Source organism: uncultured Nostoc sp., assembly GCF_964245445.1.
GTDB lineage: Bacteria > Cyanobacteriota > Cyanobacteriia > Cyanobacteriales > Nostocaceae > Nostoc.
Genome location: NZ_CAXTNE010000256.1, coordinates 1 through 11,361 on the forward strand (window position 1 = coordinate 1; position 11,361 = coordinate 11,361).

General features: G+C 41.3%; 8 protein-coding genes. 5 read left to right on the forward strand and 3 right to left on the reverse strand.

Features of this window, described 5'->3' with window-relative positions:
- Window positions 1-391 precede the first annotated feature (391 nt).
- Window positions 392-1,639 carry a ParM/StbA family protein gene (locus ACFE90_RS30170; protein ID WP_375506035.1) on the forward strand — a complete coding sequence of 416 codons (1,248 nt, stop codon included), beginning with the start codon at window positions 392-394 and terminating at the stop codon, window positions 1,637-1,639.
- 136 nt (window positions 1,640-1,775) lie between these two features.
- Here the strand turns inward: ACFE90_RS30170 and ACFE90_RS30175 are convergent, their stop codons facing one another.
- Window positions 1,776-2,069 carry a hypothetical protein gene (locus ACFE90_RS30175; protein ID WP_375506036.1) on the reverse strand — a complete coding sequence of 98 codons (294 nt, stop codon included), beginning with the start codon at window positions 2,067-2,069 and terminating at the stop codon, window positions 1,776-1,778.
- Between the two features lie 82 nt (window positions 2,070-2,151).
- On the opposite strand from ACFE90_RS30175, the gene ACFE90_RS30180 reads away from it, so the two are divergent.
- Both ACFE90_RS30180 and ACFE90_RS30185 read left to right on the forward strand, forming a co-directional pair.
- Window positions 2,152-2,565 carry a hypothetical protein gene (locus ACFE90_RS30180; protein ID WP_375506037.1) on the forward strand — a complete coding sequence of 138 codons (414 nt, stop codon included), beginning with the start codon at window positions 2,152-2,154 and terminating at the stop codon, window positions 2,563-2,565.
- A gap of 234 nt (window positions 2,566-2,799) precedes the next feature.
- Window positions 2,800-3,159, forward strand: a complete 360-nt coding sequence (locus tag ACFE90_RS30185) for a hypothetical protein (protein WP_375506038.1) — start codon at window positions 2,800-2,802, stop codon at window positions 3,157-3,159.
- 79 nt (window positions 3,160-3,238) lie between these two features.
- On the opposite strand, the gene ACFE90_RS30190 is transcribed toward ACFE90_RS30185, so the two are convergent.
- Window positions 3,239-3,769: a hypothetical protein gene (locus ACFE90_RS30190; protein WP_375506039.1), complete on the reverse strand. Its 531-nt coding sequence runs from the start codon at window positions 3,767-3,769 to the stop codon at window positions 3,239-3,241.
- Window positions 3,770-3,816: 47 nt separating this feature from the next.
- Here ACFE90_RS30190 and ACFE90_RS30195 point away from each other — a divergent pair, with 47 nt between their 5' ends.
- Both ACFE90_RS30195 and ACFE90_RS30200 read left to right on the forward strand, forming a co-directional pair.
- The gene (locus tag ACFE90_RS30195; RefSeq protein ID WP_375506040.1) at window positions 3,817-8,604 is read left to right on the forward strand and encodes a hypothetical protein; all 4,788 of its coding nucleotides are present in this window, start codon (window positions 3,817-3,819) and stop codon (window positions 8,602-8,604) included.
- Window positions 8,605-8,634: 30 nt separating this feature from the next.
- Window positions 8,635-9,228: a tetratricopeptide repeat protein gene (locus ACFE90_RS30200; RefSeq protein ID WP_375506041.1), complete on the forward strand. Its 594-nt coding sequence runs from the start codon at window positions 8,635-8,637 to the stop codon at window positions 9,226-9,228.
- A 435-nt stretch (window positions 9,229-9,663) separates the two neighbouring features.
- Here ACFE90_RS30200 and ACFE90_RS30205 read toward each other — a convergent pair whose 3' ends face one another.
- The gene (locus ACFE90_RS30205) at window positions 9,664-11,292 is read right to left on the reverse strand and encodes a strawberry notch C-terminal domain-containing protein (protein WP_375506042.1); all 1,629 of its coding nucleotides are present in this window, start codon (window positions 11,290-11,292) and stop codon (window positions 9,664-9,666) included.
- Window positions 11,293-11,361 lie beyond the last annotated feature (69 nt).

Sequence of the window (11,361 nt, forward strand, 5' to 3'; positions counted from 1 at the left end):
ATGATTATCATTCTTATACACTGGGGATTTTATTTGTTGGAAGTCCCTGAATGTGCATCAAATAGAACAACATCTTCTTCTTTCCCTACACCCTGCACCCTACACCCTATACCCAAAAGCCAGTAATATCATGGGTTTACGCTTATCTTAGTGCCATTCGGGGCTTAGTCGTAGAATAGTACGTTTGATTTCGGCAAACCTATAAGGATGGGAGGGTGTGGGGAGCAGGTATTGGGTGCAGTAAGACAATATCAGTTCTCTACACGCAATACCCTACCCCCTATACCCAGCCAGCAAGGAGGGTTGTAGTACTTCCTGTGAAAAGAAAGTCAGCCACTCTTCATCCTTACCACTATGCAACCCCTACACATTCAGTCCTTTGAGGTAATTCATGAATAAACCGAATTCAAATCCAGATCCTGCTGTAGATACCCCCAAAATCGTCATCTCAGCTGACATTGGTGGCAGTGAGACAAAAGCGATCGCTCAGATTTATCCTTCGGGTGTGCCAATAGTACTAGCGATGCCACCTGAAATCGCTGATGTCTCTAAAACTTCTGTAGCGCGTTTCGTCCCAAACTCATATAACACCAGTATTTGGGTCGGAATGGGCGATGAGTATTATGTTTTGGGCGCATTGGCAAAAAGTGTTTTTGCTGGGACTTCTGCACTGCGAGATTTAAAATCTCATTATGCTTTACCAAAACTGGCTGGTTTGTTGTGGTTAGCTTGCCGTCAGTTTCAGCTTGATACTAATAATATTGATGCCTTTGTCCAAGTATTGATGCCACCGGGAGAAATTAGTAATGCTCATAATCTCGGTAAAAAGTTAGGGCAATCACTCAACCGGGGAATTGTAACTCCCACCAACAAATTAAAAGGTAAGCTGCGTAATTTTCATGTTGCCCCGGAAGGCAGTGGGATTATGATATACCGCAGTCGCACTCTGGCTGGATCATATACGCAAAAGAATATTGGTTTGCTAATGCTTGGCTACCGGAACGCGAGTTTCGTTCTCAGCCAAAAAGGTAATCCGGCTTTGGCTGAAACTACTGATTTAGGTATGAATTGGTTAATACAGCAGTTTGTCCAACGCACTGCTGTTGGCTTGTCCAAAGAAGATGAACATTTAGTGACTGCAATCATTGCTGCTGGTAAGGGCAACTTTGAGCCTTTGCGTTCTTTGTCCCGCCAAGCCACACCCGAAGGTGTATCTGCCGACTTAAAATTATTTCAAAACATTCTCCCTGAAGTTCGCTCTGATTACTGTCGCGCTCTTGTACGCTCTCTACGAAACATCCCTTCACTTGATGAAATTCTCATTTGTGGCGGGACTGCTGATTTTGTCAAGAAGGAGTTAACTGACCATTTTCAAAATGAAGGTATACCTATTGTTTGGAATGGTGGGGTACAATTTCCCACCCCTCTTGATACTAAGGGTCTTGGTGAGCGCGTCGCTGATGTCTGGACGGCACACATTACTTATATATTGATGTTAGACAAGAACTTTGCTTACGACCGCAAACAAGATTTAGTTCCTGACCCCAATAAACCACGACCATCTACCCCTACCTCTGGTCTTGCCCAACTGCGTGAATACGCCAAAAAACGTGAGGCTGAACAACCTTTAAACAGTTAAAAAATTATGAAGCGTCCTTTTTGTACGACATTAACTGTGAAGTGCGATTGCTCTTACTTAACCAATCACTTCCAATAGTCAAGCGATTGCTCAGAGAGGAAGCCAACTTTCTGAGCGATGGCATAATTCAAGCTAATTATTTAACATCCCAGCCATCAAACAGATTCGGTTGATCTACCCCATACTGTCGTTGCACCAGTCGCCGCAGTTCTGCTACCGAATTGGCTGACTTCATCAAAATCAGCACTGATGTGACGTGTGGGGACAATCTCTCCTTTGTTTCATGAGAAAGCATTTGATGAATTTTGTACTTCCTTCGCCCTTGAGACATCCGGTATTCTTCAGTTTCAACAATTCTAATCGCGTCAAACCGATAGTTGCCGATGTACAACTCAACTGCTTGGGCTGCGGCAAAATTTTTCTTAGCCATGATAGCTGTGCGAGATTTTCATTAATTCTTCACGCAGCGCTGAATTCAACTATTAAATTGCTCCATCACGACTCATAAATATATGAATAACGACCAAGAACTTTATACCCAACAGCTAGCCCAATTTGCTGCGTCTCAAAGTTTTGATGAACGTTCAGTGGAATTTTTTGATGACGTTTGGCAAGAAGCCGGAGTTAAAGACATCACCAAAATGACTACTGCTGATGCTGAGTCTGTATTGCAAGTCTTGGGCGAGAGTGAAGCATCACCAGAATTTACTAAAGCTTTACTAGCCCAAGCCATAACAGCAGGAATGCCTAAACACGTTGTGGGATATATCTTGGAGAGCGATACTGACGGGGACGGTCGCACACTTGCACAAGAAATCTTCAATGACGGCACAAGTCCCTTTCAACCAAATCAACCATCAGTGCTTGCCTCGAAACAAAACCAGTTTCAATCCTCTAGTGAAGAAGACATGGAAATCCAAATTTAGCCAAAAGTACGATTTTTTTGTAGACTCCTGGTTATTGATTTTTTGGAAATAAAAGACCTAAAGTTTGGCTTATTAGTTAGCGTTTTCACATGCTCTAGAGGTGTAGCTTTTATGAAGAAGAATCAGGGGGAAAAGGGGAAAGGGGGAAGAGGATGGAATTTTCCCTTTCCCTTTAACCTTCCCCCCTCTTCTAAATATTTGTTCTACACCTTTTTCCAACTTTGAACTAAAGCTATGACACTACAATTACCAACCCAGAACAACGGTACACACCCTCAAAAGTCAACAGACTCATTTACTATCCCTCAACAGAAAGAGCGACTAGAAAATCTGTTGTATCAGAAAGTTCAACAAGGGGAAGATATATCCCCCTGTATTGAAGCTCTCTATTATTTAGCTTCAAAGCAAACAACACAAGACCAACTGCAAGTAATGTGGGCTGAAGTAATCAAAGAACGCTCGGCATTCAATTCACTGCAAAGAGTAATCATTACGGCTTTTGCCATCTTAGGAATGATTGCCTTTTTTAATGGGGCATTCGCCAGAGTTAAACCATCGGCAGCTGCTAACCCACCTGCTGTTCAAGCTCATTAAAAGGATTTCACTGAAAAGCTGAAAGCCATACTTGATAATGCTTTCAGCTTATGTTATCACTCGCTTTGCTTAGGCTCACCTAATATGCCGTGTCTCTGTCGAAAGGCAAACTGTCAACATCCTCAAAGTTTTGTAAGTCTTGCTCCATCTGCTGCCGGCGTTGGACGTAAGTTCTGCTAGCGCCAATTAGAGCATTCATTTTCTGCTCACCAAAGTTAATACCTTGTTCTGCGTAATCAGCAGACACAGCATCATAATTCTCGATTTCGCTTTTCTTGCGCCACTCAAGCTGTTCCAGCGCACCTTCACTGATACCAATTTTCTGAGCGTATTCTAAATATTCAGGTCTAAGAGAACCATCAGGGTTAAATTCCCTTTTCTGTTGTTCAGTGAAGAAATCGTAGGCTGTGTAGATTGGCCACGGCTCTGGGTCAGTCTCATCCAGGCGTTTCCACTCGTCATACTCTTCTTTTAATTTACGAGCATAACTCTCAATTGCTCCTAGATGTGCGCCAAGAGATAACTTTTGTTGTCTTACTTCATCTTTTAAATTTCCATCTGCATCGAATTCTTTTTTATGCATATTTATCCAACGCTTAATCCTGGACATATAAACCTCCCAAAACATTAACTAATTTTCATTAACTTTTTAAAATCATGACTCTGGAACTAAAACATTTTGATCCCAGGCTCAATGAATGGATTTATACAGATGATTGCAAAACTATTTTAACCGAAAAGCTCAGGAATACATTACTAGAATCATATTTTCCTAACAAAGAGTTTTCCTTTGGGCACTCAGACGAATACAGTACAGACGAAGATTTGAGGAATCATCCAGATGGACATATCTTATTATTATCTTCTAAAACTCGCTTACTTTATGGAGAAAAAGAATGTTTAGAAACGATTCAAAAAATTTGTCCAGATAGTAAAGACAGAGGTGCTTATGGTTCGATATTTCTTGGAGCTTGTAAAAATGCGATTCACGAAAAGCTAAACATTCTGGTAGTAGATGATTCTACTGATAATAGGGGTGAAAACGGAGGAATATTATCAAATGATTTAGCATATAAACTAGTTGGCGATTGCTATGGACAGATTTCAACCCAACTTTATGACAAGCTCACTTCAAGAGAATCACAGCAAGATAAAAGCTACCGTGTTATCCAGCATCGATTCGGTTGGGTAGAAGGAGACGGAGCAGATACTACTAAATACCGCTTTGGTAAAGGAACACTCCGACCATATAATTTAGATAAAATAGAATATGCAGATTCAAATAATGAACCCAAAATCGATATAATTCTTCCAATAAGTAGTTTTAAGGGAACAGATAAGGATAGACCAGCAGGGGCGACTAAACCTCAAATTAAGCCAGGATTATATCAGCAAAATATTTGGTTGGCTGAAAAAGGACAATCACAGCAAGGTCAGATGTCTATTTCTCAACTCCTAGCATCTTTCCCCCAAGGAATTAAAGATTTTGCCGAAGAATTAGAGCTACAAGCTGAAAAACTAGCCTCTATTCAAGATGACCCAAGGAAAGTTGCTACTGACTATTGTGAAAAATACGAAAAACGCAAAGAATCATTGAACCAAAGTAAATTAAAAATAGGAGAAGTTACAAACCTTGAAGCAGATGTCAAAAACTTAGTCACAAATGACGATTTAGATACAGATGAGGAGTTAGATGACGAGAGTGCTAAAGATGACTTGTTCATGTACAAACTCATTAAAGCAGACTTGTTGGGCCATCAGCAGCTATTAGAAACGGAAAAAGTTAAACAGGAATTAAGTCGGTTTGTACAGAGCCAATGGCGAGATATCGCTCTGGGGAAAACTTTGACTTTTGACCGAGGGATGATTATTCCATCCAAGGAACTCAAGAATGGTGAAATTTGTGTTTCATGGGAAAAGAATGAAGAGAAAATTCTTAACTTCCGTTCTCCTTTTCTTAATTCTAATGGTTTGTGTGTATCTACTAACAAGCATGTTGAAGATCGACTTGGGCCAGATGGTAAAGTTTTAGAAGGCATAATTGTAGTTAGTGACGAAGACCACAAGCGCATCCAGCAAAGAATTGCACAGTTAGAAGCCCAAGGTATTGATGTCGATTTTATCGACCCAGCCGAAACCGAATCAGAACGGCAAGCACGAGACTACGATGGTGACTGCATTGGTGTAGCAAAAGCTAGCCTATACCCTAATCTGACAGCAGAGGCGGAAAATAAAAATCTCCCTCAAAACGCCTATTCCCCCACAGTTAAGCTCGGAAAACAATCATTCTACGATCCTAAAACTGGAATCCAGCCGCCTTTTGAAAAAATCGCCATCCACATGAGCGATAGCATTAGCGTCGGAGTCATTAATAATCAAGTTACTGCATTGGAAGCTCTAGAATCAGAAATAGAAATACTTAAGACTTACGGTACTTTTGAGCAGAAATCAAATTATCTAGACCGAGTTTCTAATCATTACGAAGCTCTGTTTGAGCAAGAACAGTACAAAGATCCAAAGTTAATTAGAAAAGAATACAAGCCTTATATGCAAAGGTTTGTCGAACTTGCCCAAGCTCAAAGAACCCCAGAAATTATGTATCAAGCAATGGATGTTAACCGCCTGATGTACCGGAGTATGATTGAAGAGGGGTGTTTTCAAAACCAAATAGCAGTGGATCTGTTTAAAAGTTCAAGAACTCCCGATATGGACGTAATTAAGGAGAATAAGCGTTATCTTCATAGGGATATTAACTATATTAAAGATAAGAAATCGCGTTCAGTTTATTTAAACTTTGGCATTACTCCCACAGGTTACTCACCAGTAGAATTATTAATTAATCAAACTAATAAATATTTCCAACAATCACAATTAGAATCGCGCCCCATCATTCAGTTTAAAGACTTGTTCCACGGGGTAGAATTTACACCACAGCAGAGATTGAGTGCGATCGCTGCCAAGTACGAGTTTGACCAGAAATTTAACACTGCGGTACGTATGGAGCGGCTCAGAGAAACCGAGAAGGGTTCATCAGCAACTATCCAAACTCTACAAGGGACGCAACTCGAAATTGGCAATCTCACCCGTTACGGACACCCTCTGATTTGGAAAGCCGAGACGTTGAACATTCGCCTAGATGAAATAAGAGAGCAATTCAGAAGTAAAGAACGCCCCCACAAATTACTAGCAGTTGCACAAATTAATGGTGAGATAGGGAAGGATGGAAAACCCGCATACCGTCATCTTGGGACAGTTAGCGAACAATCTGTAACTGACCATAACCTCAAACCGGGGATAGTCACGCAGGGAGCTAAAGTTATAGAATTTAGACCAGAGCTTACTCGGAGTCAAATTAAATTACTTTTCGGCAAGGCAATTGAAGCATCTGTTGCATTTTACGCTTCGATCCCAGAGTCAGAGAAACTTGCTGCTGCTGCGGCCGCTTGGAATGTCTCTGCATCCCGCCAAGATGAACTTGAGGTTGCACGTAAAGAAAACACTGACCCAGGAGCGATCACTAAAAAAGTATCTAACTTCGTCTTTGCTGCTTTCCGCAATGAGATTATCTCTCGCTTAGATAAATTGCAGTTTACCGAACCGAAGTTAGTCACACTTTTGAATGAAGCAAATCAATTTTTGGGTCGAGACTGGAATCCCACTGAAAAACACCCGATAGAAATCAGAGCTAGTCACCACTCACCGGGACACGAACGCCACGTTTCCAGATTGTTATTTGTACAGGACGGCGACGGCGAATATAAGGAATTCGCTATGCTCGAAACCAGGTCTGGAATGCTGCCTATTGGTACAAAGGCACAAGCTAGTTTCCTTGGCGTGGAACCCGCGACTGCCAAAGCAACTATTGGGCTACCAGGAAACGAACCGGTTGAAATTACTGTCCGCGAACTTAAGAATTTCTCTTACGCTGGGCTTGTTTTTAACGACCAACCCGTAAACTTAGAGTTTGGCACTGTACCGATTCCTGATAAAACAGTAAAAATTAAATTAGATGGTAAAACATTAGGAGAGTTAGACAGCGATTCTGCCCAACAGTTGAAACAAATTGATTACCTGAAAAATGGTAATCCCCTAAAATTAAAGCTCACGTCTATCTCTGAAACTGGTAGTCTTGCTTTTGTTCTGGGTGAATCTCCCAATGGGAATCTTCTCAAAATTAATAAAATTAACTTTTATGATTTTTCTGGTCAGACATTCAATGATCAAGATTACCGAAAACTGACTATCGAAACCTCAGCTTCTAAAACTAGAGATGCTGTATTTTTGAATGGTGAACCCTTGGGGGTATTGCATTTTAAAAAAGACAAAGACGCGCTCAGAGAACTTGGGCTACTCAAAACCGGACAACTTACACCTGCACCCGCGATACTTGAAAGTAATTTTTCTGTTATTTGCGCTCAAATTGACCCTAATACCGTTGAATATCCCCAGAAGTGGACGAAGGAATTTCAGGCTTTTGGGACTCAATCGGTTAATCTTCAACAGCAGGAGATGATTGAGAGTAGTGCGAAAATTCTACATCATATTAAAGAGCGTCCTACTTTCTTATTTTCTACAGAATCAAACAAAAAACTTGGAGTCATGGGCTTGGCTGTTGACAACCAGAAAGCTGAGACTGTGACTAAATGGTTAACTGCTCAAAAAGTTGAATGGAAGCAAGTACCAAAAGAAGATGTTATCAGGGAAACCCAAAAAGGTCTAGCGGTATTTAACTTGCTTGATAGCTCCATCCCTGCCAAAACTTTGTCGAACATGACCAAGAAATTCGGGGCAATTATTGAAACGGATAGTGACTATCAACAAAGAGTTAATTCCCTCGCCACACGACCGCAGTTTTTGAAACCACCAGAACAAACAGCACAATCCCCACCTAACCAATCTATAACTCCATTACTTTCCACTACTCCTTCTACACCAGACATTAGTAATAGTACAAAAACAGAACCTCTAGGTGTAGAGAAGCCCCCGACAGTCACTATTGATGACTTGAGAAATTGGTACAATGCCGCAGATAAGTTAGGGAAGTCGGAAAATTACAAAAAACGCATTGTAGAAGTGGCTTATGGGTTTAAAGCTGGTGAGCAATTATCAGCCGAAGCATTGACAGTAATGAATCAAGATACATTTGAGCTTGAAGCCATCAGTCGGTTGACTCAAATTGCTCAAAGGATTGGCATGGTCTGGGGTAAGTCTAATGAAAATGGCACTCAAGTCCAAGGAAAGATTTATGACTTGGCTTTCAATACCCAGCAGAGAGATTTAACTATTTCGCAGAAAAATGGAGAGGTAATTTTAAACTTGCAATCTGGTCAGGTACAGACTAATAAACTAACTCCACAGATATTGCAAACTTTTGAGGATGCAAATAGTCAAGTTGATAGAATGTTAATGAGAAATAAAAGTCAAGAATTAGAAATGCACAGATAAATTAATTTACTCGGTTAAAGATCCGAGTTGATGAATATTTCAGTAATTATAAATCACAACAGAGAATATATGGTGGAATTAGTGGAAGAGATTGATATAGAACAAGGGCAACTGTGGTATAAGAAAGGATTGGAACATCTCAAATCAGGAAACTTATCTGGAGTGATGGAGTGCTTCAAAAATGCACTTTATTTCTATCCTAATTTTGCTGAAGTCCACAATACTATAGGGATGATTCAGTTTCAAATCGAAAAGTATGAAGGTGCGATTCAGCTTTTTGATAACGCATTATCAATGAATCCGAATTTTGCTGAAGCTTATAATAATCGCGGATTAACTCGGTCAAAAATCTGTCATAAATCAGAATTTCCCCAGGTGATTGAAGATTATACTAAAGCCATCGCCCTGAATCCAAATTTAGTTCAAGCTTATCTAAATCGCGCTGATACATACAAAAATCTAACTGGGGACAACCCAGCAGCTATCTTAGATTACAATCAAGTAATTTCACTTGACCCAAACTCTTTATCAGCCTATATAAATAGGGCGAATATTTATCAAACAGAATTCAAGAGTCAGGAGCCAGAATTCAGAATGAATTTTGTGCGACTGGTGTATGAATAAACGGCGTTTTTGCACCCCCACCAAATTTAAAATTTGGTGGTGCAACAATTCAGTGGCGGGTCTGAATCCCCCACTGATTGCATTCTGACTCCTGAATTCTGACTTCTGAATTCTTCTTCAATTCTTGTCTGGGGAATTATAAAAATCACTTTTTGATTTAGAAAAAGTATTATTTCTGGATGCTGATTGTGCAGAAGCTTACTGTGGACGAGGAACAGTCAGATTCCATCTGAACAATATTGAAGGTGCTAAAAAAGATTTGTTTAAAGCTTTTGACTTGTATAATGCGCGAGGGAATATGATTTACTGCGCTTTTACCAGAAGTTTGATTATGGAGCTTTTTCGAGATCATGAAGTTTACAAAGATTTGTTTGGAGTTGAAAGTGAGATAGTCAAATCGAAAAAGTAGCCACTTGCCAAGAGTGGCTACAAATTTCATCCTAGAATCTGAATTACAGCCGCCAGAATTGCTGGTGCTTTATCGCCAGTTGGAATAAAGACTCGTTTCTTCCACTGGATAATTTCAGTGAAACATCCAACGGCAACAAGTTGATCCACTACAGGTAAAGCGTTCACTAGCTCAATCCGCTGCTCATCAGCAATAGACGAACAGCGTAATGTAACTCCTCCAGGTAACTGTTGTGAATACTTCTCGTTCAAGACTAGCTTCACCAGTTCTGCTGGAGAAAGCACCTGATTCCTTAGTCCGAGTTGTTCTCTGACAGTTTGAATGTCGTGAGCCGAAATCACCCGACCCAGAACTTTCTCGCCATCGCTGGTTTGCAATCGAAATACTCGACTGTTCTGCTGTGGTAGAGTTTTCCAAATTGGCAGAAGAATTCCAGTCACAAGGTGAATGTGGTCGGTGGTAAATTGAGGCAGTTGGGATACTTCCTTCGACCACGCAGCAATAAACGCCTCTGTTGAAACCTGCTTCCAGGTTGACGATAAGAGCTTGTCTTGAGGTACACGAGTTTCTTTCTGTGGTCGCACCAACAAAACCCGTGGCACTACCCCACCTTCAACATCAAAGATACTGTGAGTAGGAATAGATACTGCGGCTTGACCAGATTTCTCGTTTACCATAAGCCGTCCCTGGTACTTGCTAGCCGAATCCACTGCTTCAAGAGCAGTTCTGATGTTAGCCTTTTGGATGCGCTCAATTTTCAAGTAATTGGTAACGCTACCAGTGCCAGGATGTGTATAAACTGCTTCTTCCCTTTCGATGGTAAACCGTTCAGCCCTCAGCGTTTCTACACCAAGCTCAAAAACACCATTAGCGATCGCTGTTTCAATCTGTTGACTTAACAGCAACTCAAAACGCTCGAAAATGATATTCTGCATCCCAATTCTCAAAGCCAGCAGCCGATTGAGGAACTGTCGCAGGGGTGGGAGGTCGATTTTCATTCCTCCTTCCGTGGAAGTCAGCGAGAGTCCGGTCATGGCTTCAAAAGTCCATAGTGGAACTTCATAAAACCTACCTTGGAAGATTTGCTTAAATAGCTCATACAAAGCGTGTTCGGCGTACTGTGACTCTAGGTTATCCTTAGTATCAAATATCCCGTTTCCTCCAGTTTGCCTTTGTCCACGGGTGAGTGCGCCCAGGCTATCTAAACGTCGGGCAATAGTCGAAATAAATCTACGTTCACCTCTAACGTTGGTGGTGACTGGTCGGAATATTGGTGCAGAAGCTTGATTCGTCCGGTGTGAGCGTCCTAGCCCTTGTATGGCATTGTCTGCTCTCCAGCCAGGTTCAAGTAAGTAGTGCGATCGCCTTCTACGATTGACCACGTTCAAATCTGCGTGGTAGCTACGACCTGTACCGCCAGCATCCGAGAAAATGAGGATTTGCTTCTGGTCAGACATAAATGCGGTAGTTTCAGCAATATTTGCGCCAGAACCTCGTGAATCAACAAATAATCGTCCAGCTTCGTTTTTCAACACCCGCTTGCTACGACCTGTCACTTCAGCAACTTGCTTCTGACCAAAGTGCCAAAGCAATTGCTCTAATGCACCGGGGATAGGATCGAGACTTGCCAATCGGTCAACTAACGCCGAACGCAAAGCTATAGCTTCTTGAGACCTGAGTTCGACGTAAAAAAAAAGTCTCTAATCCAGGCAGAAACGGGGTTG